The organism is Vannielia sp. ABF1_015, assembly GCF_056160745.1.
On sequence record NZ_JBSWXT010000003.1, the window covers coordinates 186708 to 212904 of the forward strand.

Annotated in this window: 30 protein-coding genes; 15 read left to right on the forward strand and 15 right to left on the reverse strand. The window is 65.6% G+C overall.

The annotated features are described in order from the left end of the window. Nucleotides 1-6 precede the first annotated feature (6 nt). Nucleotides 7-462, reverse strand: coding sequence for a hypothetical protein (locus ACXAG6_RS18200; RefSeq protein ID WP_475339292.1), 456 nt, complete (start codon nucleotides 460-462; stop codon nucleotides 7-9). Beyond that, on the reverse strand, nucleotides 459-881 hold the full coding sequence (locus ACXAG6_RS18205; protein WP_475339293.1) for an ABZJ_00895 family protein: 423 nt from the start codon (nucleotides 879-881) through the stop codon (nucleotides 459-461). The genes ACXAG6_RS18200 and ACXAG6_RS18205 overlap by 4 nt, the downstream gene beginning before the upstream one ends. A gap of 272 nt (nucleotides 882-1153) precedes the next feature. Here ACXAG6_RS18205 and ACXAG6_RS18210 point away from each other — a divergent pair, with 272 nt between their 5' ends. Beyond that, on the forward strand, nucleotides 1154-2044 hold the full coding sequence (locus tag ACXAG6_RS18210) for a LysR substrate-binding domain-containing protein (RefSeq protein WP_475339294.1): 891 nt from the start codon (nucleotides 1154-1156) through the stop codon (nucleotides 2042-2044). 37 nt (nucleotides 2045-2081) lie between these two features. Here ACXAG6_RS18210 and ACXAG6_RS18215 read toward each other — a convergent pair whose 3' ends face one another. The 6 genes from ACXAG6_RS18215 to folK all read right to left on the reverse strand — a co-directional run bounded on the left by ACXAG6_RS18215 (nucleotide 2082) and on the right by folK (nucleotide 7375). Then, nucleotides 2082-2546, reverse strand: a complete 465-nt coding sequence (locus ACXAG6_RS18215; protein ID WP_475339295.1) for an SEL1-like repeat protein — start codon at nucleotides 2544-2546, stop codon at nucleotides 2082-2084. Nucleotides 2547-2601: 55 nt separating this feature from the next. Beyond that, nucleotides 2602-3345: a pyridoxine 5'-phosphate synthase gene (locus tag ACXAG6_RS18220; RefSeq protein ID WP_475339297.1), complete on the reverse strand. Its 744-nt coding sequence runs from the start codon at nucleotides 3343-3345 to the stop codon at nucleotides 2602-2604. Nucleotides 3346-3475: 130 nt separating this feature from the next. Beyond that, complete coding sequence (locus ACXAG6_RS18225) at nucleotides 3476-4105, reverse strand: DUF2062 domain-containing protein (RefSeq protein ID WP_475339298.1); 630 nt, start codon at nucleotides 4103-4105, stop codon at nucleotides 3476-3478. 85 nt (nucleotides 4106-4190) lie between these two features. Then, nucleotides 4191-6308 carry a RelA/SpoT family protein gene (locus ACXAG6_RS18230; protein ID WP_475339299.1) on the reverse strand — a complete coding sequence of 706 codons (2118 nt, stop codon included), beginning with the start codon at nucleotides 6306-6308 and terminating at the stop codon, nucleotides 4191-4193. Nucleotides 6309-6330: 22 nt separating this feature from the next. Next, on the reverse strand, nucleotides 6331-6684 hold the full coding sequence (gene rpoZ / locus ACXAG6_RS18235) for a DNA-directed RNA polymerase subunit omega (protein WP_140015572.1): 354 nt from the start codon (nucleotides 6682-6684) through the stop codon (nucleotides 6331-6333). Between the two features lie 124 nt (nucleotides 6685-6808). Next, nucleotides 6809-7375 carry a 2-amino-4-hydroxy-6-hydroxymethyldihydropteridine diphosphokinase gene (gene folK, locus ACXAG6_RS18240; RefSeq protein WP_475339301.1) on the reverse strand — a complete coding sequence of 189 codons (567 nt, stop codon included), beginning with the start codon at nucleotides 7373-7375 and terminating at the stop codon, nucleotides 6809-6811. Between the two features lie 133 nt (nucleotides 7376-7508). Between folK and ACXAG6_RS18245 the strand changes: the two genes are divergently transcribed. The 11 genes from ACXAG6_RS18245 (at nucleotide 7509) to rnhA (ending at nucleotide 14613) form a co-directional block, all read left to right on the forward strand. Continuing rightward, complete coding sequence (locus ACXAG6_RS18245) at nucleotides 7509-8087, forward strand: LabA-like NYN domain-containing protein (protein ID WP_140015574.1); 579 nt, start codon at nucleotides 7509-7511, stop codon at nucleotides 8085-8087. A gap of 116 nt (nucleotides 8088-8203) precedes the next feature. Then, nucleotides 8204-9154: a 4-hydroxy-3-methylbut-2-enyl diphosphate reductase gene (gene ispH, locus ACXAG6_RS18250; RefSeq protein WP_475339302.1), complete on the forward strand. Its 951-nt coding sequence runs from the start codon at nucleotides 8204-8206 to the stop codon at nucleotides 9152-9154. A 79-nt stretch (nucleotides 9155-9233) separates the two neighbouring features. Further along, nucleotides 9234-9734 carry a hypothetical protein gene (locus tag ACXAG6_RS18255; RefSeq protein ID WP_475339303.1) on the forward strand — a complete coding sequence of 167 codons (501 nt, stop codon included), beginning with the start codon at nucleotides 9234-9236 and terminating at the stop codon, nucleotides 9732-9734. A gap of 43 nt (nucleotides 9735-9777) precedes the next feature. Then, nucleotides 9778-10275 carry a hypothetical protein gene (locus tag ACXAG6_RS18260; protein WP_475339304.1) on the forward strand — a complete coding sequence of 166 codons (498 nt, stop codon included), beginning with the start codon at nucleotides 9778-9780 and terminating at the stop codon, nucleotides 10273-10275. Between the two features lie 5 nt (nucleotides 10276-10280). After that, nucleotides 10281-10886 carry a LysE family translocator gene (locus ACXAG6_RS18265; protein WP_475339306.1) on the forward strand — a complete coding sequence of 202 codons (606 nt, stop codon included), beginning with the start codon at nucleotides 10281-10283 and terminating at the stop codon, nucleotides 10884-10886. Further along, nucleotides 10883-11497, forward strand: a complete 615-nt coding sequence (locus ACXAG6_RS18270; RefSeq protein ID WP_475339307.1) for a class I SAM-dependent methyltransferase — start codon at nucleotides 10883-10885, stop codon at nucleotides 11495-11497. Before ACXAG6_RS18265 ends, ACXAG6_RS18270 begins: the two co-directional genes overlap by 4 nt. Before the next feature lie 10 nt (nucleotides 11498-11507). Beyond that, nucleotides 11508-12203, forward strand: a complete 696-nt coding sequence (locus ACXAG6_RS18275) for a lysophospholipid acyltransferase family protein (RefSeq protein WP_475339309.1) — start codon at nucleotides 11508-11510, stop codon at nucleotides 12201-12203. Then, entirely contained in the window at nucleotides 12200-13150 is a 951-nt protein-coding gene (locus ACXAG6_RS18280; RefSeq protein WP_475339310.1) for a phosphatidate cytidylyltransferase, read from the forward strand. The genes ACXAG6_RS18275 and ACXAG6_RS18280 overlap by 4 nt, the downstream gene beginning before the upstream one ends. Beyond that, the gene (locus ACXAG6_RS18285) at nucleotides 13150-13518 is read left to right on the forward strand and encodes a hypothetical protein (RefSeq protein ID WP_475339311.1); all 369 of its coding nucleotides are present in this window, start codon (nucleotides 13150-13152) and stop codon (nucleotides 13516-13518) included. Before ACXAG6_RS18280 ends, ACXAG6_RS18285 begins: the two co-directional genes overlap by 1 nt. Then, nucleotides 13511-14158, forward strand: coding sequence for a CDP-alcohol phosphatidyltransferase family protein (locus tag ACXAG6_RS18290; RefSeq protein WP_475339313.1), 648 nt, complete (start codon nucleotides 13511-13513; stop codon nucleotides 14156-14158). The genes ACXAG6_RS18285 and ACXAG6_RS18290 overlap by 8 nt, the downstream gene beginning before the upstream one ends. Nucleotides 14159-14163: 5 nt before the next feature. After that, nucleotides 14164-14613 carry a ribonuclease HI gene (rnhA, locus tag ACXAG6_RS18295; RefSeq protein ID WP_140015584.1) on the forward strand — a complete coding sequence of 150 codons (450 nt, stop codon included), beginning with the start codon at nucleotides 14164-14166 and terminating at the stop codon, nucleotides 14611-14613. A gap of 259 nt (nucleotides 14614-14872) precedes the next feature. Here the strand turns inward: rnhA and ACXAG6_RS18300 are convergent, their stop codons facing one another. The 5 genes from ACXAG6_RS18300 to ACXAG6_RS18320 form a co-directional block, all read right to left on the reverse strand. Continuing rightward, nucleotides 14873-16735, reverse strand: coding sequence for a KpsE/RkpR family capsule polysaccharide export protein (locus tag ACXAG6_RS18300; RefSeq protein WP_475339314.1), 1863 nt, complete (start codon nucleotides 16733-16735; stop codon nucleotides 14873-14875). After that, on the reverse strand, nucleotides 16713-17372 hold the full coding sequence (locus ACXAG6_RS18305) for an ABC transporter ATP-binding protein (RefSeq protein ID WP_140015586.1): 660 nt from the start codon (nucleotides 17370-17372) through the stop codon (nucleotides 16713-16715). Before ACXAG6_RS18305 ends, ACXAG6_RS18300 begins: the two co-directional genes overlap by 23 nt. A gap of 259 nt (nucleotides 17373-17631) precedes the next feature. Next, on the reverse strand, nucleotides 17632-18879 hold the full coding sequence (locus ACXAG6_RS18310; protein WP_140015587.1) for a Na+/H+ antiporter NhaA: 1248 nt from the start codon (nucleotides 18877-18879) through the stop codon (nucleotides 17632-17634). A 144-nt stretch (nucleotides 18880-19023) separates the two neighbouring features. Further along, complete coding sequence (locus ACXAG6_RS18315; RefSeq protein ID WP_475339518.1) at nucleotides 19024-20061, reverse strand: permease; 1038 nt, start codon at nucleotides 20059-20061, stop codon at nucleotides 19024-19026. Beyond that, complete coding sequence (locus ACXAG6_RS18320; RefSeq protein ID WP_475339316.1) at nucleotides 20054-20392, reverse strand: ArsR/SmtB family transcription factor; 339 nt, start codon at nucleotides 20390-20392, stop codon at nucleotides 20054-20056. Before ACXAG6_RS18320 ends, ACXAG6_RS18315 begins: the two co-directional genes overlap by 8 nt. Before the next feature lie 153 nt (nucleotides 20393-20545). Here ACXAG6_RS18320 and ACXAG6_RS18325 point away from each other — a divergent pair, with 153 nt between their 5' ends. Beyond that, nucleotides 20546-21133, forward strand: coding sequence for a uracil-DNA glycosylase family protein (locus ACXAG6_RS18325; protein ID WP_475339317.1), 588 nt, complete (start codon nucleotides 20546-20548; stop codon nucleotides 21131-21133). Continuing rightward, entirely contained in the window at nucleotides 21130-21900 is a 771-nt protein-coding gene (locus ACXAG6_RS18330; RefSeq protein ID WP_475339318.1) for an SseB family protein, read from the forward strand. Before ACXAG6_RS18325 ends, ACXAG6_RS18330 begins: the two co-directional genes overlap by 4 nt. Before the next feature lie 82 nt (nucleotides 21901-21982). On the opposite strand, the gene ACXAG6_RS18335 is transcribed toward ACXAG6_RS18330, so the two are convergent. Both ACXAG6_RS18335 and ACXAG6_RS18340 read right to left on the reverse strand, forming a co-directional pair. Then, complete coding sequence (locus ACXAG6_RS18335) at nucleotides 21983-22921, reverse strand: 1-phosphofructokinase family hexose kinase (RefSeq protein WP_475339320.1); 939 nt, start codon at nucleotides 22919-22921, stop codon at nucleotides 21983-21985. A gap of 4 nt (nucleotides 22922-22925) precedes the next feature. Further along, a complete protein-coding gene (locus tag ACXAG6_RS18340) occupies nucleotides 22926-24584 on the reverse strand; it encodes an NAD+ synthase (RefSeq protein WP_475339321.1) in 1659 nt (552 codons plus the stop codon). Between the two features lie 167 nt (nucleotides 24585-24751). Between ACXAG6_RS18340 and ACXAG6_RS18345 the strand changes: the two genes are divergently transcribed. Beyond that, nucleotides 24752-26194: an MORN repeat-containing protein gene (locus ACXAG6_RS18345; protein ID WP_475339322.1), complete on the forward strand. Its 1443-nt coding sequence runs from the start codon at nucleotides 24752-24754 to the stop codon at nucleotides 26192-26194. The last annotated feature ends 3 nt before the right edge of the window (nucleotides 26195-26197 follow it).

The window sequence follows — 26197 nt, forward strand, 5'->3', positions numbered from 1 at the left end:
GGCGGCTCATTCGTTGCCGAGCTGCTGGCTGACGGTGATCTCGCCGGTCGATTGGTTGAGCGTGATGGAGAGCAGGGTGGAGTTGACGAAGTTCTTCTCGGGCAGCCAGATCATCGCCGGAAGGGCGAAGGTAAGGCCACGGGCCGGGTCATAGCCTGCTTCGAGGCGTTCAAACTGCATCCCCGCCCAGCCCGCCTGCCCCTCGCGCGAAAGCACCTTGCACTGGCGGCTACCAAGCTCGTCGAAAGGTGGCGACAGGATCATCAGGTGATTGGGAGCGGCAGCGGGTTCGATCGTGTCGAGCAACACAAGGCGCACATCGCCATTGGCAAAGCTGCGGGTGCTGGCCTCCCACGGCTCGGGGATGTTGCGGGCCTGCGTGCGCCAGTCGCCGCAGTCAGACACTTCCTGCGCGGCGGCTGGGAGGCTGAGCGCGAGCAACGCAAGAGCGGCGCGGATCACTTGCCCCCCTCCAGCGCCTTCAGCTGGCTCTTGACCCCCATGCCAAAGAACACGCGATTGACGACCAGCACCAAGCCCAGCAGCACCACGAAGACAACGGCGATGATGCCAAAGGCCTTCGGGTCTGCCAGCTGTGGCATAAAGAGAAACGTGCCGAGGAGGATGGCGGCATTGATGACCGCCACGACAAGGGTCATCCGCAGCGCGATAGACCATGCCTCACCGTTCGGTGCCAGTTCGCGGTACGCCCGCGCGAAGGCCTGCCCTTCGACCAAGGCCGCCAGCATAGGCGGCAGGGCGGTGGAAAGGCCGGTCGGCATGCGCAGGCCAAAGGCGGCATCCGCAATCCAGATCAGCGCGGCGAGGCCGACGGCGGCGGCAATGTAGACGCCCGCGTATCGCATAAGATTTACCCGCATCGCACCTGTCCCCGCTCCGTTCGGCCACAAACGGCCTTTTCAGCGTAGCTTAACGGCCGGGGCGCGGCAGGGGAAGGTCGGCCAACGCGCGGGCGCTCATGGCGCGAAGCGCGGGATGTGCAAAAGGGTCGGCTGGGTCGGGGGCAGGGGGCGAGACAAAGAAAGCGCGGAGGTAACGGAGCATGGGGCATCCTTTCAGCTAGGCTCAACATAGCCCCCAGCACACGCCTTTTGGATTGCGCCTTCGCTGCACATGGCTTTAGATTTTCTATATGCCTGACCTGAACGAAATTCCGCTCAATGCCCTGCGTGCCGCCGAGGCCGTGGCGCGGCTGGGCTCGCTCTCCAAGGCCGGCGCGACGCTTGGGGTTTCACCCGGCGCGGTGAGCCAGCAGGTGGCGCGGGCGGAGGCGGCGCTGGGGCGGTCGCTGTTTGAGCGCAGGCCGGGCGGGATGACACCTCTCGAGGGCACCGAGGAGATCTTTGCCAACCTCGCCGAAGGCTTCGCCCGCCTCACCCGCGCCGCAGAGGCTGCCCGGCGCGACCGGGCGCATGTGCTCACCGTCTCTGTCGCGCCGATCTTTGCCGCGCGCTTCCTGATCTGGCGGCTGGCCGCTTTCACCCGCGCCCATCCATACATTCAGGTGCGGATCGACAGCGCGGTGGGGCTGGTTGATTTTGCCGCCTCGGATATCGACCTCGCGGTGCGGATCGGCCCGGGCGGCTACAAGGGCGTGGCCTGCGAGAAGCTGTTCGATCAGCGGATCGTGCCGGTTTGCTCCGCCGATATGGCCGCGCAGGTGCAAAGCGCCGCAGACTTCTCCGCCCTGCCGATCATCCGCGACACCTCCGCCATGTTCGGCTGGAACAACTGGTTGCAGCCCGAAGACGCCGCCGTGGCGCTGGGCGGCGGGCCTGAGTTTTCAGACGCCTCGCTATGCTTTGACGCGGCGATGGCCGGGCAAGGGGTGTTTCTGGCCTTCGAGGTGCTGGCGCATGATCCACTGGCGCGTGGGCAAGTGGTCGCGCCCCTGCCGCGCTGGCACAAAACCCAGCACGCCTATTGGCTGCTCCACGCCGAGGGGCGCAGCCTGAGCAACCCGGCGCGGTTCTTTCGGCGCTGGCTGAAGGGCGCGATTGCTGCGGAAGGGCTGGGCGGCTGAGCGCCCGGTGGTGGGCAATTTGCCCACCCTACGCAGATTAACGGCCGATGAAGGCGCAGGCGTCGGCGTGGCCGAGATCACAGGCGCGGGTGGCGGCCTCGCGGGTGGCATCTTCGCTCTTCTCGGTGCCGATCCCGTTGGCATGCATCGCAATCAGCGCCACGCAGCCCTTCACGCTGTCCATGTCACAGGCGCGTTTGGCGTAGAAAAACCCGCGCTCGGGATCGGTGGGCAGCACATCGTCATAGGCAAGCGTGTAGCCGACATACCAGCAAGACTCGCCGTGAGGGGCCTGCGCATCATGGCAACGACCAAGGGCAGACAGCTGTATCATCGCCCGCTTCTGCGCCTCTCCGGCTGGCAAGTCCTGCGACATGAGGGCCTCGCGGCAGGCCTGATAATTGCCATTGGAGTCGCAATCCGCTTCCAGTGCGGCCCGATCCTGCGCGGCAGCAGGCAGGGCGAGGAGAGCGCAGGCAAGGGCGGCGAAGAGGCGGTGCATGGGCTGTGGTGCCTTTCTGGATTGGGAGGGCGAGGTGGTGGGCAAATTGCCCACCCTACGCGCGGGCCTCGTCCATCAGGCGGCGCATTTCGTGGATGGCAGGCACGAGGCCGCGAAAGATGGCTTCGCCGATGATGAAGTGGCCGATGTTCAGCTCGCGCAGCTCGGGGAAGGCGGCGATGGGTTGCACGGTGTCATAGGTAAGGCCATGGCCGGCGTGCACCTCCAGCCCGAGGGAGTGGGCGAAGGCAGACATCTCGCGCAGGCGCTCCAGCTCCTCGCCCCGCTCCTTCAGCCGCCCCTCGGCGTGGGCGTCGCAATAGGCACCGGTGTGCAGCTCAACCACCGCTGCACCAATCCGGTGCGCGGCCTCGATCTGGCGTTGATCCGCGGCGATGAAGATCGACACGCGGCACCCAGCATCGGCCAGCGGGGCGATGAAATGCGCCAGCTTGTTCTCTTCCCGCGCCACTTCCAGCCCGCCCTCTGTGGTGCGCTCCTCGCGCTTCTCGGGCACGATACACACCGCATGGGGCTTGTGGTGCAGGGCGATGGCCTGCATCTCCTCGGTCGCGGCCATCTCGAAATTCAGCGGCACGGTGAGCGCCTCGGTCAGCGCTTCGATATCGCCATCCGAGATATGGCGGCGGTCTTCGCGCAAATGCGCGGTGATGCCATCGGCCCCGGCCTCCTCGGCCAGCTTGGCGGCGCGAAGCGGATCGGGATAGGCCGAACCACGCGCGTTGCGGACGGTGGCGACGTGGTCGATGTTGACGCCGAGGCGGAGTTTTTCAGTCATGCTGCAAGCCCTTTGTTGAGGCGGACCTTAGGGCGGGTTTTGCCGGGTTGGAAGGGGGCGCGGCCCGAGGCGTGTTGCCCCTGCCACGCAGATGCGATGAGACCCCGGAGGGGTCGAAGAGCCGTTGACCCTACTCCCCCGCCACGTCGCTTTCCTGCTTCTTCCGCTTGGCGGCGATCTCTTGCAGCTTGGCCTTCAGTTGGCCCTTGCGGCGTTGCTGGTAGGCCGTGAGGACGGGCACGGAAACATAATAGCAGATCGTGGCGCAGATCACGCCGGGCACGATGCCGCCGATGAGATAGGGCAAGAAGACATCATCGAAGAAGCCCGCCAGCTTGCCCCAATGGGCCTTGTCGGGCGTGAATATCGAGATGAAGTTGTTCCACAGGTCCGACATGGCACCCGAAAACGCCTTCATCAGCCCGTGGCTGTCATCCGGCCTCGGGCCGCGCCCGAAGACGGGGCGGGTGCCCAGCATCGCGTGGCCCAGTTTGAGTGAGAGGGCCGCGATGATCGGAAAGGTGATCGGGTTGCCAAAGAACGTGCCGAGGATGGCGGCGAGGATATTGCCGCGCATCACCTTGGCGACGAGGAAGGCCGAGAGAAAGTGCAGCCCGTAGAACGGGGTGAAGCTCACGAAAACCCCGGCCCAGATGCCACGGGCAATGCGGTTGGGGGCGTCGGGCAGGCGGCGCAGCCTGTGGCGCACATATTGCGCCGCACGATACCAGCCGCCGCGCGGGTAGAAGAACTCGAGCACGATTCGTGCCCAGCTTCGCCTGTCCCTGCGCCTGAATACCAAGCCTCTTCCCCTGCTCTGCGGCCCCGCCCCGGGGGCCGCTGGTTCATGGTTTGCGGTCCGTGTTCTTCACTCTCGCGATCTCGGCCACATCACTATCGGCCTCAAGCGCGGTCTGCACCATGTGCAGGTGCTCCACGTCACGCAAGTCCACATCTATCAAGAGACGATAAAAATCCTGTTTCCGGTCGATAAAGTGCAGATCGGAGATATTCGCCTTCTGCTCCCCGATCAGGGTGCAGATGCGCCCGAGGATGCCCGCATCGTTGGAGATGGTCAGCTCGACGGTCACGGTGTTGACGGCACCGTGCTGGCCGGAGTGCCATTGCAGATCAACCCAGCGGTCAGGCTCGTCGTCAAACTCCACCAGCACCGGGCAATCGATGGCATGCACAATCACACCCTTGCCGCGATAGGTGATGCCAACAATCCGCTCGCCCGGCACCGGCTGGCAGCATTGCGCGCGGGTGGAGATCTGGCCTTCAGGCAGGCCCACAACCGAGCGGGCCTCATCCACCACCTCGCCGCGATGGGCTTCGGCGAGGTCGGGATAAAGCGTGCTCACCACGTCACGCGCGGTCAGTTCGGCCGACCCGAGGCGCGCCAGCAACTCTTCATGGTTTACCAGCCCAAGCGTTCGGGCCGCCGTGGTCAGCGCCTTTTCGGTGGCCTTCTTGCCGATATGCTCAAAGGCCACGCGGGCCAGCTCGCGCCCGAGCTTGATAAAGCGCTCCCGGTCTTCCTCGCGCAGGGAGCGGCGGATGGCACTCTTGGCCCGCCCCGTCACCACGATATCCAGCCATGTCGGCTGCGGCCTCTGGCCCTCGGCGGTGATGATCTCCACTTGCTGGCCGTTCTTCAGCCGGGTCCAGAGCGGCACCCGCAGCCCGTCAATCTTAGCCCCAACGCAGCTGTCGCCGATGCGGGTGTGGATGCCATAGGCATAGTCGATCGGCGTCGCTCCGCGCGGCAGCTTGATCACATCGCCCTTGGGGGTGAAGCAGAACACCTGGTCCTGATACATCTCCAGCTTCACATGCTCGAGAAACTCGTCGTGGTCTTCCACGTCGAGCCTGTCGGTCAGCGAGCGGATCCATTGCGCCGGGTCGACGGCAAAACGGTTTTCGGCCCGCACGCCATCACGATAGCTCCAATGCGCGGCCACCCCGGCCTCGGCCACATCGTGCATCTCACGGGTGCGAATCTGCACCTCCACCAGCTTGCCGTCGCGGCCCGTCACAGTGGTGTGGATCGAGCGGTAGCCGTTGTTCTTGGGGGCCGAGATGTAATCCTTGAAGCGCCCGGGCACCGCCGTCCAGCGGGCGTGAATCGCACCAAGCACGCGGTAGCAATCTTCTTCGGAGTCGAGGATCACCCGGAAACCATAAATGTCGGCCAGCCGCGAAAAGCTCTTTTGCTTTTCCTGCATCTTCCGCCAGACCGAGAAGGGCTTCTTGGCACGGCCCAGCACCTCGCCCTTTATAGCAGCCTTCTTCAGCACCTTCTGAATGTCGCGGGTGATGCTGTCGATCACATCGCCGCTCTCGCGTTGCAGCATGATGAAACGGCGGATGATCGAGTTGCGGGCCTCGGGGTTCAGCACCTTGAAGGCGAGGTCTTCCAACTCCTCGCGCATCCACTGCATCCCCATGCGCCCGGCGAGCGGCGCGAAGATATCCATCGTCTCCCGCGCCTTCTGCGCCTGCTTCTCGGGGCGCTGAAACTTGATGGTGCGCATGTTGTGCAGCCGGTCCGCCAGCTTGACGAGCAGCACGCGCGGGTCGCGGCTGACGGCCATGATGAGCTTGCGGAAGTTCTCGGCCTGCTTGGTCTCGGTGCTGGAAAGCTGGAGGTTGGTCAGCTTGGTGACGCCATCCACCAACTCGGCCACTTCGGCCCCGAACTGGCGCGACACATCGGAGTAGCTGGCCATCGTGTCTTCGATGGTGTCATGCAGCAGCGCGGTGATGATCGTGTCATCATCCAGCATCTGCCGCGCCAACAATTCGGCCACGGCAACGGGGTGGGTAAAGTAGGGCTCGCCCGACTGGCGCAGCTGGCCATCATGCATCTTGTCGCCATAGGCAAAGGCCTCGGCGATCCGCTTGGCGTCACAGTTCGGGTTGTAAGAAGAAACGAGGGCGACGAGACCGTCGGAGTCCATGCCTGTCGCCCTTGGTTTGAGGTTACTTCTGTTCCTGCGCTTCCATCAGGGCGCGGAGGAGCTTCTCTTCCGACATGTCGTCGTCGGCGGGCTTGTCCTGCTCGGCACCCATCAGCAGCGCCATTGCATCATCCTCGGGCTCATCAACCTCAATCTGGGTCTGATAGCTCTCGATCATGCGCTCGCGCAGATCATCGGCCTGCTGGGTCTCCTCGGCGATCTCGCGCAGCGAGACAACCGGGTTCTTGTCGTTGTCGCGCTCGATGGTGATGCTGCCACCTGCGGCAATCTCACGAGCCCGGTGCGCGGCGAGCATGACAAGCTCGAAGCGGTTGGGGACTTTATCGACGCAATCTTCAACGGTGACGCGGGCCATGGATATCTCCTGCAGGGAGGGTTGGGCAGTGAAGGCCGCTACTTAACGGGGCTATGGGGCGATGGCAAGGGGGCGGGGGCCGGTTTTGAAGGAGCAGGCCCCGGTTTTGCAGGGCATTGCGGCACTATGACAGGGGTTTGATCTCATCTCGTGCCTTTTGCGGCAGCGCCGCCGCCATTTGCGCCACCGAAAGGCCGGTCACGGGGTGTGTCCAATCCGGGGCAATGTCCAACAAGGGCACCAGCACAAAGGCGCGCTCGGCCAGCCGGGGATGCGGCAGGATCAGCTCTTGCGGGGTTTCTCGCGCGGCGCTGACGGCAGAAAGCCCCGCCCAGCGCCGCCATGTGGGCCGGTCGGGGCGCACCGCATCGCCCCAGCCGATCAGGTCGAGGTCCAGCGTGCGCGGGCCCCACCGCTTGTTGCGCACCCGCCCGTGCGCCGCCTCGACGGCGTGCAGATGCGCCAGAACCGCCTCGGGAGACATCGTGGTTTCAACCAGGACAGTGGTATTCACAAAATCCGGACCTGACCCCTGCGGAAATGCAGGGGTCTCAAAGAGGCGGCTTTTTGCCACTATCGCAAACGAATCGTGATTGAGGGCGGAAAGCGCCGACAGGATCGTTACATTTGGGTGACCCGCAGGTGACGTTGCGTTTGACCCGGCGGCAATAAGAGCATTTGTGACTGTCATATGACACTAGGAGGGTTGCGACCGACTTTTTTTACACTATTTTCCGCTACGGTCTCGGGAAAACTCCACTCTTTCCCCTCCCACCACCACCACACACGGGGAGTTCCGGGCCCATATACAGAAAGGGTATTTGATGTTCTACCGTGATGAGCGCCTCGCTCTGTTTATTGATGGTTCAAATTTATATGCCGCCGCCAAGGCGCTGGGCTTTGACATCGACTACAAGCTCCTCCGTCAGGAATTCATGCGCCGTGGCAAGCTGCTGCGCGCCTTCTACTACACCGCCCTGCTGGAGAACGACGAGTATTCGCCGATCCGCCCGCTGGTGGACTGGCTGCACTACAACGGCTTCTCGATGGTGACCAAGGCCGCCAAGGAATACGTTGATAGTCAGGGCCGCCGGAAGGTGAAGGGCAACATGGACATCGAGCTGACCGTCGATGCGATGGAGCTGGCTCCCCATGTCGATCACATCGTGCTGTTCTCCGGCGACGGCGATTTCCGCCCGCTGGTTGAATCGCTGCAACGCCAGGGCGTGCGCGTGTCGGTCGTGAGCACGATCCGCAGCCAGCCGCCGATGATCGCCGATGAACTGCGCCGTCAGGCCGACAACTTCATCGAGCTGGACGAGCTGAAAGACGTGATCGGCCGCCCGCCACGCGAGCCGCGCCCCGAGCCTGCGGGCGCAGAGGAGCTGACCGCCCGCGATTGACCCACGGCGGCGGGCAGATTGCCCACCCTACGGTTCAAGGCCCGCCCGTTGTGGCGGGCCTTTTGCCGCGCAGCTGTGGGTTTACCTCGCCCCGACCCTGCCCTACCTCTAGCAGCATGACCAAACCGCCCCTCACTCTTCTCCTCGCCGCTCCGCGCGGCTTTTGCGCCGGTGTCGACCGGGCGATCAAGATCGTCGAGATGGCGCTGGAGAAATGGGGGGCGCCTGTCTACGTGCGCCACGAGATCGTGCACAACAAATACGTGGTGGACGGGCTGCGCGAGAAGGGCGCGGTGTTTGTTGAAGAGCTGGAGGAATGCCCGGACGACCGCCCGGTGATCTTCTCGGCCCACGGGGTGCCCAAGGCGGTGCCCGCCGAAGCCGCCAAGCGCGAGATGATCTTTGTCGATGCCACCTGCCCGCTGGTCAGCAAGGTGCATATCGAGGCCGAGCGCCACGCCGAGAACGGCTTGCAGATGGTGATGATCGGCCATGCGGGCCACCCAGAGACGGTAGGCACCATGGGCCAGCTCCCCGAGGGCGAGGTGCTGCTGGTTGAGGTGCCCGAGGACGTGGCGGCACTGGAGGTGCGCGACCCGGAGAAGCTGGCGTTTGTCACCCAAACCACGCTTTCGGTGGATGACACCGCCGAGATCGTCGCCGCGCTCAAAGCCCGCTTTCCGGCCATCGTCGGGCCGCATAAAGAAGACATCTGCTATGCCACCACCAACCGGCAAGAGGCGGTGAAGGCCATCGCTCCCCGCGCCGATGCACTGCTGGTGGTGGGCGCGCCGAACTCCTCCAACTCGCGGCGGTTGGTCGAGGTGGCGGGCCGCGCGGGCTGCGGCTATGCCCAGCTTGTGCAACGCGCGAGTGACATCGACTGGCGGGCGCTGGAGGGCATCGGCTCTGTCGGCGTCACCGCCGGTGCCTCTGCCCCCGAAGTGCTGATCGAAGAGGTGATCGACGCGTTCCGCAGCCGTTACGAGGTGACGGTGGAGATGGTGGAAACCGCGCAGGAGCGCGTCGAGTTCAAGGTGCCCCGGGTGCTGCGCGAACCGGCCTGAGGCGGTTTTTCGGCGCCGGTCAAAGTCTTCAGCGAAATTTCATGTGACAGCGCCGGGCTATCCCGCCACTCTGCGCCGCATGAGACATATTCCCTTATTGCTGACCTTCTGTGCCACCGCCGCCTGCGTTCAAGCCGAGCCGGAAGGGCCTCAGGGCGAGTTTTTTGCCACCTACGGCTATGACAACGGCAGCCTTCCCCCGCCCCACCGCGAGGAGTTCAAGGCGGTGTTCAGCCGTGAGGGGCAGGTGCGCCTGACGGCCTGCCGTGGCTATGGTGAAGAGGGCTGCGTGAGCCTTGATGCCGCAACGAAGCCCGGCGCGGCAGAGCGGATCGCGGCGGCGGCGCGGGCCTCGGGGCTGGCGGAAACGCCTGCCAAGAAAAACCCGGAGCCCCCCATCGGCGGCGGGCTGGCCTGGGGTGAGGTGGTGCTGGGCGGCGCGACCTACGCGGCCATCGCACTGCCTGCCCGCGCGGACGCCGCGCGGGTGGACGCCCTGCTCGCGGCACTTGACGCAGAGGTGCCTGAGGCAGCCCGCAAGGCGGTGAACGCCGAGGCGGACAAGAAGGCCGGGAAGTAGGGATTTCTCTTTTCGCATCGCGCGGGCTGGGGCAGGGTTGGCCATGGCCTGTTTTCGTTTGTTCCTTTGCCTCCTCCTTCTCGCACCCGTCGAGGCCCTCGCCGAGGCCCCCGCGCTCGTTGCCAGATACCTGCATGAAAACACCCGACCGACCGAACCCGGCTTCAAGGGCTTCTACTTCGAGGTCTACTCGGATTCGAGCGTGATGCTCATGGCTTGCCGTGGCCCGGATAAGGACGATTGCGTGACGCGACTTGCCGAGGCGGACCGGGAAAAGGTTTATGCCATAGACGCGGCGGTTGAGCGCAGCGGCTTGGCAGCGCGGCCTCCGCGTGCGCTGCCCGCGCCCAAGAGCTATGGCGAGGCGCGGGCCGGGTGGGTTTGGGGCGTGGGCAGCGATGGGCTGAAACTGCCGCCCTTCGTCAGCCCCGCCGATGCCGCCCGGATGAAGCCGGTCTACGATGCGATCCGCGCCGCCGTGCCAATCCGTGAGTTTCGTCGCGTGAACCGCGATGCCGACAAACTGTTGAAACGAAAGTAGCCTTCATGACCCTTGCCTTCCTCGTCACCGCCTTCCTCGTCTGCCTCGCGCCCGGCATCGGGGTGGTCTACACCCTGTCGATGACGCTGGGCGGCGGCTGGCGTGCAGGGGCCTTCGCGGTGATCGGCTGCACGCTGGCCACCGTGGTGCACCTCGCCGCCGCCATGGCCGGGCTGGCCGCCGTGCTTCACACCTCGGCGCTGCTATTCCAGGCGATCAAATGGGCCGGCGTGGCCTACCTGCTGTGGATGGCCTGGGGCACGCTGAACGGCAAGGGCACGCTCGACGTGAAGGCGGAAACGCCCGGCGCGGCACTGCGGATCGTGCGGCGGGGCATCACGCTCAACATCCTCAACCCCAAGATCCCGATCTTCTTCGTGGCCTTCCTGCCGCAGTTCATCACCCCCGGCGCCAATGCCACGGCGCAACTGGTGCAGCTTGGCCTCGCCTTCGTGGTGATGACCTTCGCCGTCTTTGCGCTCTACGCGGTGCTGGCGGGCACCATGCGCGCCCGCGTGTTGGCCTCCGAGCGGGCGATGGCCTGGCTGCGCCGCGCCTTTGCGGCCTCCTTCGCGGCGCTGGGCCTCAAGCTGGCCTTCGAGCGGGCATGAACCCCGAAGACACGCTCGCCGTCTACGACGCGCGGGTGGAGGACTACGTGGCGATGAGCGTCGCGGTGAAGGAGCGCAAGGATCTGGAGGCCTTCCTGTCGCACCTGCGGCTCGGTGCCCGCGTGCTCGATCTGGGCTGCGGCCCCGGTGCCTCGGCTGCCGTCATGGCCGAGCAGGGCTTCAAGGTCGAGGCGCTCGACGGCTCTGCCGAGATGGTCGCGCGCGCCGGGGCGATACCGGGCGTCACCGCGCGGCAGGCCCGGTTCGAGGAGGTCGAAGGCGAGGCCTGCTACGATGGCATCTGGGCCAATTTCTCCCTGCTCCACGCCCCGCGCGCCGATTTCCCCGGCCACCTCGCCCGCCTGCACCGGGCGCTGAAGCCGGACGGCTGGCTGCATCTCGGCATGAAGCTGGGAGAGGGCGAAGGGCCCGACAGCATCGGGCGCTTCTATTGCTACTACGGCGAAACCGAGCTGGATGGGCTCCTGGCTGCGGCGGGCTTCGTTCCGCGGGCGCGGCGGGTGTCGCGCGGCAAGGGGCTTTCGGGGCGGGTGGATGACTTTATCTGCATCCTTGCGCAGGCTATTCCCGGCGCCGCGACAACGGGTTAGGCTCCCCGGCATGGACAAGCTCACCACCGCCGCCCGCGCCTTTGCCGCCAAGACCATGGGCCATGCGATCGTGTTTTTCGCATGGCTGGTCACCGCCGTGCGCGGCATCTGGGAGGGCTGCGAGCCGGTGCCGGTGCAGCGCGTGTACTTCGCCAATCACACATCCAACGGGGATTTCGTGCTGATCTGGACGGCCCTGCCCTCGCGCCTGCGCCGCCGCACCCGTGCCGTGGCAGCGGCGGACTACTGGCTGACGAATGGCTGGCGCAGCTTCATCGGGCGTGACGTGTTCAACACCGTGCTGATCTATCGCGGCGAAGAGGGGCGCGATGTGAACCCGATGGACAAGATCATGGAGGCAGTCGACGCGGGCGACAGCCTCATCATCTTCCCCGAGGGCAAGCGAAACATGGACCCGGACGTGCCGCTGCTGCCGCTAAAATCGGGTATCTACAACATCTCCTCGCAGCGCGAAGAGGTCGAGATGGTTCCGGTCTGGATCGAGAACCTCAACCGCGTGCTGCCCAAGGGCAAGCTGGTGCCGGTGCCGCTGCTCTGCACCGTCAGCTTTGGCGCGCCGATCCGGGTGCGCCCGGGCGAGAGCCGGGAAGAGTTCTTGGAGCGGGCGGGCGCGGCGATGCTGGCGCTGAAACCCGCCGCCGGGCCGCAGGTAACATCGGGCGAAGCGCCGGAGGGCAGCGCATGAGTGCCGCGAGTGCCGACCTGCTGAAGCTGCTCTTCGGCACCCTCTGCGTTCTGGTGCTGGCCACCTTCATCGGCCGGGTCTTGCGGGCCTATGTCGCGCCCGACCGCTCCAACCCCGGCATTGAAAACCTGAACGCGCGGATTGATGCGTGGTGGGGCATGGCGGCGCTTCTCGGCCTCGCCTTTCTGGCCGGAAAGGCCGGGGTGATCGTGCTCTTCGCGCTGATCTCCTTCGCCGCTCTGCGCGAGGTGCTGACGCTAACCACCAAGCGCGCCGCCGACCATTGGGCGCTGTTCGGCGCGTTCTTCGTGGTGCTGCCGGTGCAGTTCTGGCTGGTCTGGGACGAGTGGTATGGCTTCTATTCGATCTTCGTGCCGGTCTACGCCTTCCTGCTGCTGCCGGTCGTCGCGGTGCTGCATGGCGACACGCGCGACGTGTTCATTCGCATCGCAGAAACCCAATGGGCGCTGATGATCTGTGTCTATTGCGTGAGCCACGTGCCCGCCCTGCTGACGCTGCGGATCGAGGGCTTCGAGGGGCGCGAGGTGCTGCTGATCGCTTGGCTGGTGATCGTGGTGCAAATCTCGGACGTGCTGCAATACACATGGGGCAAGCTGGTGGGGCGCACCAAGGTGGCACCCACCGTCTCGCCCTCCAAGACATGGGAAGGGCTGGTGGGGGGCGTGGCCTCGGCCTCGCTGATCGGCACCGCGCTCTACTGGATCACCCCGTTCTCGCCCTGGCAGGCACTTGGCATGGCGCTGGCCGTCACGCTCATGGGCTTCTTCGGCGGGCTGGTGCTGTCGGCCATCAAGCGCGACCGGGGGGTGAAGGACTGGGGCCACCTGATTGCCGGGCACGGCGGCTTCATCGACCGGATGGACTCGGTCGTCTTCGCCGCGCCGATCTTCTTTCATCTCGTGCGCTACTACTGGTCAGCAGTCTGATGGGGCTGGCGGATTCGTCATTGGTCCATACCGCCGCAGGGGCCGCGCTGATGGGCGGCTGGGCGTTTTACGCCAACTCCGGTCACCCGATGCCCGCGCCGCTGGTGGCCGCACTGGTGCAGGGCGCGATGACGGCGGCCATCACCTACGGGCTAAAGCGGGTGCAGGAGGCGCTGGTGCCACGTCTGCCGGGGGTGGCCGGGCTGGTGGGGCCGCCGCTGGTGTGCTGCGCAATCTCCTTCGTGCTGCTCTTCACCATCCACAGCCTCGCCGGCACGCCCGAAGTGCTGGCCACGCTGACCGTGCCCACCACCGTGGCGACGCTCTATGCCATGCTCTACACCTACAGGCTCTGGTCGCGTGGCTGAGCGCCGCCCCATCGCCGCCCGCTCAGCGGGCTGGGCGCAGGCCGCGGCACGGCGGCTGGCGGCCTCTTCGGTGACGCCCAACCAGATTTCCGCCAGCTCCATGCTCTTTGCCGCGCTGGCCTTCGCCTGCCTCTGGCTCACCCGCCCCGCCGGGCCGCTCATCGCAGCCTTGCTGCTCTTCGCAGCTGCGCTGTTCTGCCAACTCCGCCTCATCGCCAACCTGCTCGATGGGATGGTGGCGCTGGAGGGCGGCAAGGGCGGGCCGACGGGGCCGTTTTGGAACGAGGCGCCAGACCGGGTGGCAGATGTGCTCATTCTGGCCGGGCTGGGGCTGGCCTGCGGGCTGCCCTGGCTTGGCTGCCTTGCAGGCGCCTTTGCGGTGGCCACGGCCTATATCCGCGAGCTGGGCCGGGCCGAGGGGCTGGCGGCCGACTTTTGCGGGCCAATGGCCAAGCCGCACCGGATAGCGGCGGTGACAGCGGGCTGCGTGTTGGGCGCGGTGGAGGTTTTGATCTGGGGGTCGGGCTGGGCGCTCTTCGCCGTGCTCTGGCTCGTCGCCCTCGGCACCGCATTCACCGCCCTGCGCCGGGCAATCCGCATGATCCGGGCCTTGTCTCTGCCGCGCGACCCGGGCACATAGCGCCCATGCCAGACCTTTATGCCTATACCGACGGAGCCTGCTCCGGAAATCCCGGCCCCGGTGGCTGGGGCGTGCTGCTGCAAGCCAAGGAGGGCGACGCGGTGGTGAAGGAGCGCGAGCTCTCGGGCGGCGAGGCGCAGACCACCAACAACCGGATGGAGCTGATGGCCGCCATTTCGGCGCTGGAATCGCTCTCGCGCGATACCGAGATCACCGTGGTCACAGACTCGGCCTATGTGAAGAACGGCGTCACCGGATGGGTGCATGGCTGGAAGCGCAACGGCTGGAAGACCGCCTCGAAGAAGCCGGTAAAAAACGTCGAACTCTGGCAGCGTCTCGATGAGGCCAACCGGCGGCATCGGGTAACGTGGCAATGGGTCAAAGGCCACGCCGGGCACCCCGAAAACGAGCGCGCGGATGAGCTGGCACGCGCCGGGATGAAGCCGTTCAAATAGGCACATTTGGCTGGCCGCAAGCAGGCCTGCACGCGCACTCTTGCAGAGTTTGACAGCGTGATGGGATGGCTGCCTCAGCACCGTGTACAAGCGGTGCGGCGCCCTGCACGATGGCACCCTGTCGAGAATGCCCCTTCAGGCCGCTCCCGCCCCCGGAACATCCACGCCATGGCACACCGAAAGACGCAATGCTGCGGGCCGATGGCATAACGTCAGGCGGACGAGCGGGCGGCGCGCAATGGGCGCCGCCCCTTGGGCGTTAGCCCGCAACCTGTTCACGCAGCACCGAGGCGGTGAGCGAGATCATCAGGTAGATCCCGGCAAAGATCAGCAGCGCGAGGGCGGTGTTTTCGAAGGCACGCGGATAGGTGGCCTCGTCGGGCGCAATCGGTGCAACGCCAAGCGAGAGATAACGCACCTGCCGGTTGGCCTCGATCCGGGCAGTCTCAAGCTGGGCGGCGGCTTGCTGGAGCAGCAACTGCCGGGTGGCCAGATCGGCCTCGGCAATGCGCAGCTCACCGGTGATGCGGGCCAAAGACGCGCCGGTATCGGTCGTCTGGGTCATCGAGGAGCGCAACTCTGCGACAAGCGCCTTGAGCCGTGAGATATCGCCCTCCAGCGCCCGGACGCGGGCCTGATTGGGGCGGGTGTTGGAGAGTTGCTGCTGAAGGTCGAGCTCCTTCTGGCGCAGCTCCAGCTCAAACTGGGTGATCTGGCTCATCAGTGAGCCGGATTCGCTCACCGGGTCGAGCACGCCAAGCTGCTCTTGCAGCTCCAGCACCCGTTTTTGCGCGGCAAGCACCTTCGCCTCAGCCTCGTCAAAACTTTCACGCGCGCCCTTCATCTGGTCTTCCCGCAGGCGCTGGGTGAGCTGGTCAATCTGCTCTTCGGCGTAGCCCAGAAGCGCCTCAGAGAACTCCTGGCTCTTTTCGGGGCTGGCGGCGATGACCTCCATCTTGAGGATGCCCTCGGACGGGTCGTAGCCGATTTTCACGTTGCGCTGATACAGCCGATAGGCGGCCTCGTCGGTTGCACCGCTTTCCAGCCTCTGGATCGGGTCGATGAACGGCTGCTCGAAGTGGATCTTGAAGCCATGCTCGGCGTCCAGCCGCTTCATCGCGGCGCGGGAGGAGAGGTAGCTTTGCACCGTCGTGCTGTCTTGCTGGGTGGCAAGAGTGGTGCCCTGGAACAGCCCGCCAAGGCCCGCAGCGGCGCCGGATTCGGCCTGTTGAATCAGGAACTCGGACTTGGTGGCATAGAGCGGCGTGGCCAGCACGTAGTAGTACCAGCCCGCGATGAAGGCAGGCAGCAGCACAAAGAAGGCCAGCCGGGTGAAGAGCAGCAAGGATTTGCGGCGGCGGCGGCGGGTGATGTCTTGCTGGATGCGGCCAATCTCGTTGGCGCGCTGCTCGGCGGTGTTGAGCGCAGGGCTGGGCACCGGCGCATCCTGAGGCACGGCCACGGAGGTGCCGGGGCCCTGCTGGCGTGCGACCTGCGGCAGATTGGGGGTAGCCCCACCGCCGTTGCCGTTGCCTTGGCCTTGGGCCTTGGCGTTGTTCTGCACCAGCTCCAGCATGGCGGAGCGCTGAAACGGATCAATGCCCCGGTCGCGCAGCTGTTTGACCGCGTCGAAATCGGAGGTCGGGGCCAGCCCGTGCTTTTGCGCCACCCGGCGGGCCATGCGCAGCTGGCGCCCGGTCAGCCCCTCTTTGCGGATGTCGGCAATGGTCTGTTCGCTCTGGGCGGATTGGGCAGAGGCAACCTCGCCGCTCTGGGCAGGCGTCTGTCCCGCCTTGCCCTTTTTGGCGGCGGCAGCGGTTGGCATCATGTCGGGGCCAAAGCCATCGTCATGCATCTCGGGCGAGGCGGCCTCCATCATGGCCACGTCTTCATCCTTCGCCTTGCCGGGCTCGCGCAGGGTTACATCTTCGGCCTTGGCACCCTTCGCCTGCTCCTGCTGGGCCTCAGGCGCCGGCGCGGTTGCGGCCACGGGCTTTTCCTCTACTGGCGGCGGGGAAACCTTGCGCGCCGTCGCGCCCTCGGTGGCCGCCATGGCCTGGCCGGGGGTCAACGGGCCGTCACGCCGGATGCGGAATTTGCTAGCCTTGGGCTTGGTAGTCATAGAGCCTCTTTGCTTCTTCCAGCGTTTCAAACATGTGGAACTGCCCATCCCGCAGCACCGCTGCCGAGCGGCAGAACTTTTCAAGCGTGCCGGGCTGGTGGGAGACGATAATAACAGTGGTATCTTTCAGCCGCTCCCGCAGGATCGACCCCGCACGGCGGTTAAACTCAACATCCGTTGTCGAGGGCATGCCCTCGTCGATCAGATACATATCAAAATCGAGCGCCAGCATCAGCGCAAAGCAAAAGCGCGCGCGCATCCCCTGGCTGTAGGTGCCGACCGGCATGTCAAAATATTCTTCGATCCCGCAAAGCCAGCGCCCGAAGGCCTCCACATAATCGGGATCAAGCCCGTAGAGCCGGGCGATATAGCGGGCGTTCTCGGTGCCGGTGTGCCGGTTGACGACGCCCCCCATGAACCCGAGCGGAAAGGAGATGCGGCAACCCCGGCGAATCTCGCCCTCATCGGGTTTTTCCAGCCCCGCCATCATGTTGATCAGCGTGGTCTTGCCGGTGCCGTTGGGGGCGAGGATGCCAAGCGAATTGCCCAGTTCAACACGAAAAGACACGCGATCAAGGATCACCTTGCGCTGCTTCCCGGTCCAGAAGGACTTGCTGACGTTGGAGAATTCCAGCATCCGTTGCCTTTGCCACTGCTCGTTTCTACACCTTAGCCGGTGTTTGGTTAATACATCGGTATAGGTTTGCAGTTAGGCAGCAATATGTCGCCCCTAACGTCAGGTTTTCAACGGCCCTGCGGCAGATTGTGACGCAACTGTGGCGCAGCGGGAGGCAACGCGGCGAATCCGGCGGCACTTACACCACCTTTGAAACAACCGTCAGCCTATCCGACAAGGCAGGCAGCCCGGCAGGCGCGCTGCCGCGGCTGTGCCGCCCTCAGCCTTCCTGCTTTTCCACCCTCGTCAACTTGCCCGCGAGCAGCGACAGCACCGCTGCGCCAAAGCTGAAGAGTGCGCCCATCTTGGCGGCGTCCTGCACCGGCCCGCCGGGGAAGGCGACGGAGGCCACGAAGAGCGACACGGTAAAGCCGATGGCCGCAACGAAGCCGATCACCACAAGGTCGATCGAGCGCATGCCTGCAGGCAGCCCCAGCTTCATCGGATAGGCAGCGATCCAGCCCATCAGGAAGATCCCCACCGGCTTGCCGATGATCAGCCCCGCCAGCACCAGCCAAGTGGCTTCGCCGATGGCGTTGAACTCCACGCCCGCGTTCAGCAGGCCGAAGAAGAACAGGATCACCTCCACCGGATGCTTCAGCATGTGCTCGGCCTTGTTGAGCAGGTCCGAAAGATACTGCTCGGCCTCCGAAAAGATACCAAAGGCGCGGTCGGCGTGGGGCAACGTGGGCACGATGGGCAGCAGGCCCAGCGCCGGGTGGATGCCCGCCTCCTGAAAGCCATACCAGCTGACGCAGCCCGCCAGCAGATAGGGCCAAACACTGAGGGTCGAGGCCATCCAGGTGGATTTGGGCCGGTCCTGATTGCCCGCGTCGAGCTTGCGGGGCAGCCAGTTGCACAGGATGAACACGGCCACGGCAGCGGCCAGCGAAAGCAGCAGCCACTCCGGAGCAAGCTCTCCCGAGGGGTAGAAGATGGCAAGGATGATGAGGCCCGCCGCATCATCTGCAATCGCGAGCAGCAGCAGGAAGCGCACCGCCGGGTGGCCCGCGCCAAACACCATGCGGCCCACGAGATAGGAGAAGGCGATGTCGGTTGCCGTGGGGATAGCCCAGCCGTTGGCCACGGCGCTATAGGTCTCGGAGCCAAGGAAATAGGCGATACCGAGGTAAACCGAGATCGGCCCAACCATGCCGCCCACGGTGGCGATCAGCGGCGTGGCCGCCTTCTTGCCGCGCAGGCTCCCGTTCTCGAGGATCACCGCCTCCCAAACTTCCTTGGCCGCGATGGCAAAGAAGAAAGCCATGAGCACATCATTGACGAGGTAGTGCAGCGTCAGCGTGCGGTGTCCATCATGCATGTGGCCGATGGGCGCGTGATCCCAGATCACGAATTCCACGAAGTGGTGGTAGCTGTCGGCGTTAATATTGGCCCAGATCAGAGCGATGATCGCGCCCGCAATGAGCAAGAGCGAATAGTTCGTGACGAAATTCCAGACGCGATACATGCCTCACCCCTCTGCCGCAGCGTTTCCCCCAGATACGCAAATCGGAAAGGAGGGGCAACCGGGCGGGCAGGCGCTCATCTGTGCGCTGCCGCGCATGGCAGGCTCAGGGCCGGGCGCGACAAGGCAACGCCATGCCTCTTTGCCTCAGGCGAAGGCACCCCAGGCCATCCCCGCCAACACCGCGCCAACGAAGGCAAATCCAAGGTAAGCCGCAAAGACCCGGGGCTTCACCAGCGCCCAGACGGCCACGGCGGCGGGGATGCAGGAGACGCCCCCGGCAATGACAAAGGCCATCGCCGCGCCTTGGCTCATGCCCTGCGCCAGCAGCGCGTCGATCAGCGGCACGGCGGCATAACCGTTGAGGTAAGCCGGTGCCCCCACAAGCGCGCCCAGCAGGATCGGCCCCAGCCCCTCGCCGCCCAGCACCGCCCCGATCATCTCGGCGGGCACATAGGTGAGCATCAGGCTCTCCAGCAAATAAGCCAGCAGCAGCCATTTGAAAAGAAACAGGCCATTTTCCAGCGCCGTTTCGCGGAAGGCCTCGCGGCGCGGAGCTTCGTTCCAAAACCGCCAAACGGGCTTGCCCTCAAAGGGCTTGTCGCTGCCGCAGCAGGAGCCGCAGGTCTTCTTCGGGCGGAGCGGATCGGCAAAGACGGGGGATTTGGCGAAGGCCATCGTCAGGTAGCCCCCCATCAGGCCAAGGCCAACGGCGGCGAGCGTCTTGGCCAAGGCAAATTCCAGCCCCAGCGTGCCCGCGGTGATCGAAAACATCGCCGGGTCCATCAACGGCGAGGCCAGCCAGAAGGCCATGACCGCGCCAAGCGGCGCACCCACGGCGAGCAAGGCGGCGATGAAGGGGATCACCTCGCAGGAGCAGAACGGCGACAACCCGCCGAGCAGGGCCGCCATCACGATCATCCGGCTCTGGTTGCCCTCAAAGGCGCGGGCCAGCAGGCTTTCGGCCCCCGTAGCCTTGAGCCACGCGACGGCGAGAACGGCGAAGAGGATGAAGGGCGCGGTATGCAGCAGGGCGTTCAGCGCAAATTGCACCGTTGGCAGCACCTGCGGCGTATCAAACAGCGCCACAGCGAGCACAATTAGCAGAGAGGCCAGCCATGCCTTGGGGGTGCGCTTCCAAAGGGCCCCGAGCGAGGGGCGGGGCGATTGGGTGAGGTCAGCCATGAGAATGGTCTCCATCGGGCGCATCGGCGCAACATTCGGCAAGAAGGAAATCGGTGAGGGCGCGGACTTCGGAGTAGGCGACGGCGGCGCAAATGATGCTGCGGCCCTGCTTTTCCTGCCGCACAAGCCCAGCGGCGGTGAGGATCTTCATGTGATGTGTCAGCGTGGAGCCGGTGACGCCGGTGCGCTCGCCCAGCTCGCCAATGCGCAGCCCACCCGGCCCGGCCCGAACGAGGCTGCGCAACACGGCAAGGCGCTGCTCGGAGCCAAGCGCCGCGAAGGTGGAGGCGGCGGTGGCGAGCGAGAGATCATCTGCATGAGTCGTTTTCATGATTCTAGAAATATCGAACGGACTCACACCGCGCAAGATATTTCGAAAACCATCGAAACATGGGCGAGGGCGCCTCGAAGGGCGGACGAGCCAGCCCCGGTGGGCTCATCCAGCCCCTTCAGGCCTCTCTTCGCCCCCGCTACACTGCACCCCATGGCCCTCCCCGACGACATCCGCGCCTGCCGCCTCTGCGCCCCCCGCTTTGCGGCCACCGCCACGCGCCATGCCCCGCGCCCGGTGCCGTGGTTTGCCCCCAATGCCCGCATCCTCATCGTCGGGCAGGCCCCGGGGATGCGCGTGCATGAAACCGGCCTGCCCTTCAACGACCGCTCCGGCGACCGGCTGCGCGACTGGCTCGGGATTGACCGAGACACCTTTTACGACACCGCACGTATCGCCATCCTGCCCATGGCCTTCTGCTTCCCGGGCTACAACGCCAAGGGCAGCGACCTGCCCCCGCCCGCCATTTGCGCCGACACATGGCGCAACGCCGCGCTCAACCACATCGGCCCGGCCCCGCTCACCCTGCTGATCGGCGGCTACGCACAGGGCTGGCACCTTGGCCGCGCGGCAAAGCGCGCGGGCGTCACCCGCACCGTCGCCGGCTGGCGAAGCCACGCGCCCGCCCGCTTCCCCTTGCCCCACCCGTCTTGGCGCAATACGGGGTGGCTGAAGGCAAACCCATGGTTCAGCGCCGAGCTTCTTCCGGCGCTGCGCGACAGGGTGAAGGAGGTGTTATGACCACGCTCGACGAGGCCCACGCGGCCATGGAAGCGGGTGGCGAAGCCGAGCGGCTCGCGTTTTATGCCCGGCTGGCGGACAGCCAGTTGTTTCTGCTGCTGGAAGAGGAGCCGGAGGGAGAGGTGATTTCCCCGCGCACGGTGGAGACCGGCGAGGGCGAGATTTTGCTGGCCTTCGACAGCGAAGAACGGCTGGTCGGCTTCACCCAGGGCGAGGCCGCCTTTGCTGCCATGTCCGGGCGCGGGCTGGTGGCCATGATGGCGGGCCAGAACCTCGGACTGGGGCTAAACCTTGAGGCCCCCTCGGCCATGGTCTTGCCCGCCGCCGCGATCGACTGGCTGGCCGAGACGCTGGGCCACGGGCCGGAGGCCGCCGAAGAAATCCCGGTGGAGGTGAACGCCCCCGCCCTGCCCCGCGCGCTCCTGATGGCACTGGACGCAAAGCTGGCCACCGGCGCTGGCTTGGCAAAAGCGGCGCTGCTGGTGCGGGCCAGTTATCGCTCCGGCGCAGAGGGGCACTTGCTGGCCTTCATCGACGCACAAGAGGGCGCAGAGCACGCGCTGGCGGGCGCGGCGAACGAGGCGCTCAAGTTCTCCGGGCTGGAGAGCGAAGCGCTGGACGTGGCCTTTCTGGAAGACGGCTCGCCTCTGGCACAGGCGATGGCGCGGCACGGCATGCGGTTTGATCTGCCGGAGCCTGAGCAGCGTGAGCCATGGGTGCCGGAACCACCGGGCTCAAACCCCGACAAGCCGCCGAAGCTGCGATAGCATAGCTAGGTGGCTCTGCCCGGGCCTCTGACCCACCATCGCGAGGTCGAAGACGCCTCGAAGGGCGGATGAGACGGACCAGTCAGAGCCGGGTCAGCACGCAGGCCGGCAGCACGCGCGCATAGTCCTCCAACCGGCACAACTCGGTCCCTGCCGTCATCACGGCAGCCGAGGCCGCCGCCATCCCGGCCTGAAGCGCCTCTTCCGGTGCTTTGCCCGAGGACAGCGCAAGGGTGAACCCGCCAACAAAGCTGTCGCCCGCGCCGACCTTGCTCACCACCGGCACATCGGCTCCGGCGGCATGCCATGCGCTCCCGTCGGAGCAGGCCATAACCGACCCGGCCGCGCCCATTGCCACGATCACCTGAGGCGTCGTTTTCGCCAGCGCCGCGGCAAAGGCCCGCACCTCTGCCACATCTGCCAGCAGCGTGCCGGACAAGATCCGCGCCTCCTCGTGATCCATCCGCAAAACATCGGCCCCGCCCTCACGCGCCAGCCGGCTCAGGGGCTCGCCCGATGTGTCCGCAATAAGTGTCGCACCGGCAGCGCCCACCGCATCCGCGAGCGGCCTCAGCCAATCCGGCCCCATGCCCGGCGGCAGCGAGCCGGAGAGGACGACAAGCGCGCCGGGCTCCACCGCCGCTTTCACCGCGTCGAGAAACCCCGCGCAGTCAGTCTCTGACCACGCCGCGCTGCCCAGCGAAAACCGAAACTGGTTGCCGGTCTCCTCGCAGGTCACGGCGAGGCTCTGGCGGGTGTCGCCGGCGGCTTCGACGCGCAGCACATCCAGCCCGCGCGCGATCAGCGCGGCTTCCAGCGTTGCGCCCGTGGCCCCGCCCAGCGCGACGAGGCAGCGCGAGGAACCGCCAAGCTGGTGCACCGCCCGGCTCACGTTCACCCCGCCACCGCCCGGCTCCACCGTGGCCGGGCCGCAGCGCAGCTTCACGCCCGGGCGCACCAAAGCCGTCCCCGCCGAGAGGTCCAGCGCCGGGTTGGGGGTGAGGGTCAGGATCGGGCGCATCGGCCTAAGACGGGTCGCGCCAGCGGTTGACGATGGGGTAGCGCCGGTCAAGCCAGAAGGCCGCCTTGGTCAGCCGGGTGCCGGGCGCGGACTGAAAGCGCTTGTATTCGCTCAGAAAAATCAGGCGCTCGATCTTGCGCACCACCTCCTCGGCAAAGCCCTCGGCCACCACCTCGGCCACGGAGGCCTCTTCATCGACCAGCATTTCAAGAATGCGGTCGAGATCCTCGTAAGGCGGCAGGCTGTCTTCGTCCTTCTGATCCTCGCGCAGCTCGGCAGATGGCGGCTTGTCGATCACCCGGGGCGGAATCACCTCACCCTCTGGCGCCAGCATCCACGCCCGGTGGTTGGCGTTGCGCCAACGGCAGGTTTCAAACACCCGGGTTTTGTAGAGGTCTTTCAACGGGTTATACCCGCCCGCCATATCGCCATAAATCGTGGCGTAACCCACGGCGACCTCGCTCTTGTTGCCGGTGGTCAGCAGCATCTCGCCAAACTTGTTGCTCAAGGCCATCAACAGCAGCCCGCGCAACCGGCTCTGGATGTTCTCCTCCGTCAGCCCCGGCTCGGTGCCCTCAAAGAGCGGCGCCAACGCCTCCGTCACCGCGGCCCGCGGGCCGCTGATCGGCACAAAGTCGTAGCGGCAGCCCAGCTTCTCGGCCACCGCCTTGGCATCCTCCAGCGAATGCTCCGAGGTATATTCCGAAGGCAGCATCACGCAGCGCACATTCTCCGGCCCCAGCGCATCCGCGGCGATTGCCGCCACCAGTGCCGAGTCGACCCCGCCCGAAAGCCCCAGCAGCGCCTGTTTGAAGCCGGTCTTGGCAAAATAGTCGCGCACCGACTGCACCATGCAGCGATAATCCTGCTCCCATTCGCCCGGCAGCACGGCCTTCTCGCCCTCCACGGCGCGCCAGCCGTCCGGGGTGCGCTCAAGGTCCAGCTGCGCCACCGCCTCGTCAAACACCGGCATCTGCAAGGCCAGCGCCCCGCCCGGGTTCAGCACAAAGGAGCCGCCGTCAAAAACCTGGTCATCCTGCCCGCCCACCATGTTGAGGTAGATCAGCGGCAGCCCGGTTTCGACCACGCGCTGCACCATCAGGTTCTGCCGGGTCTCCATCTTGCCGCGATAGTAGGGGGAGCCATTGGGCACGAGCAGAAACTCGGCGCCGGTCTCGGCCAGCGTCTCGGCCACATCCTCGTGCCACGCGTCCTCGCAAATCGGCGAACCGATGCGGGTGTTGCCCACCGCATACGGGCCGCCTAGCGGGCCAGCATCATAAATGCGGACCTCGTCAAACACCGTCTCATTTGGCAGGTGGTGCTTGAGCACCCGGGTCATCACCTTGCCGTCCTTGAGGATGAAATAGGCGTTGAACAGCTTGCCATCCTCGGGCCAAGGCCCGCCAATGGCGATGGCCGGGCCATCGGCACAGTCACGCGCCAGCGCCTCCACATGGGCCACCGCATCGGCGGCAAAGGCGGGGCGATCCACAAGGTCTTGCGCGTTGTAGCCGCAGATGAACATCTCGGTGAAGGCCACCAGATCGGCCCCGGCGGCCTTGCCCTTGGCCCAGACCTCGCGGGCCTTTGCCGCGTTGCCCGCCATATCCCCCAGAACCGGGTTCAACTGTGCCAATGTTATCCGAAACCTGTCGGCCATGCCTGCGCCTCTCCTTGATGCGATCCGACTTAGCAGATTGACGCTGAAGTGAAAGGTTGCCCGCCCAAAAAGCGTTGCGACCCGGCGCGGCGGGCCTTACCTTCGTGCCCGCGCAGGAAGACGACCCGCGCCGAAAGGGCAAGGGGCAGCCAAAAGGATAAAACCCAATGATCCGGGCAGGACATATCGCACTGGCAGCCATTCTGGCGCTGGCCACACCGCTGGCCGCGCAGGACAAGCAAATCAAGCAATACGAAAACGGAGGGGTCTACGAGGGCACCTTCAAGAACGGCCTTCAGCACGGCAAGGGCAGCTATACCCTGCCCAACGGCTACGAGTATGAGGGCGACTGGGTCGAGGGCGAGATCCTCGGCCAAGGCGTCGCGCGCTATCCCAATGGCTCAGTCTATCAGGGGGCCTTCGCCAAGGGCAAACCGGAAGGCAATGGCAAGATCACCTTCGCCGATGGCGGCACCTATGACGGCGATTGGAAGAACGGCGAGATGACCGGCCAGGGCGTGGCCGATTATGCCAACGGCACCCGCTACGAGGGCGCCTTCGTGAAGGGGCTGCACGAGGGGCAAGGCAAGCTCACCTCACCGGGCGGCTCTGTCTACGAGGGCACTTGGGTGGCCGGCTCCAAGGAAGGCGCGGGCCGCATGACCTACCCCGACGGGTCGGTTTACGAGGGCAACTTCGTTCGCAACCAGCGCGCCGGTCAGGGCGTGCTGACCATGCCGGACGGGCTCACCTACAACGGCGCGTGGAAGGCCGGGCAAATCAACGGGCTCGGCACGCTGACCCAGCCCAACGGCGATGTCTACACCGGCCTGCTGGTCGATGGGCAGCGCCACGGCAAGGGCAAGGTCACCTATTCCAACGGCGATGTGTATGAGGGCGACTTCAAGGCCGATCAGCGCGACGGGCAAGGCACCTTCACCGGCGCCGATGGCTACAGCTACACCGGCGCGTGGAAGGAAGGCCGGATCCACGGCAAGGGCAAGGTAAACTACCCGGACGGCTCGGTCTACGAGGGCGATTTCGTCGATGATCTCGCGCAAGGTCAGGGCACCATCACCTACCCCGATGGCTCGGTCTACACCGGCGGCTGGGTCGAGGGTGTGATCGAGGGCAAGGGCGTGGCGCGCTACAAGGGCGGTATGGTCTACGATGGCGAGTTCAAAGATGCCAAGAACCACGGTCAGGGCACCATGACCTCCCCCGATGGCTATAAATACATGGGTGAATGGAAGAACGGCCTGCGCGACGGTCAGGGCGTGGCCACCTATGCCGACGGCACCACCTACGAGGGCGGCTTCAAGGCCGGAATGCGCGAAGGCCAGGGCAAAATCACCATGGCCGACGGCTTCACCTACGAGGGCGGCTGGACAGCGGGCGAGATCGACGGCAAGGGCGTGGCAACCTATGCCAACGGCGATGTCTACGAGGGGCTCTTCGCCGCGGGCAAGCGGCAAGGTCAGGGCACCATGACCTATGCCACCGGCGAGGTGGAAAGTGGCGAGTGGGAAAAGGGCATTCTGACCCGCGCCAGCACCCCGCCTGCCACCGAAGACACCGCAGAAGAGGCCGCCGCCCCCTCCGACGGCTGAGCC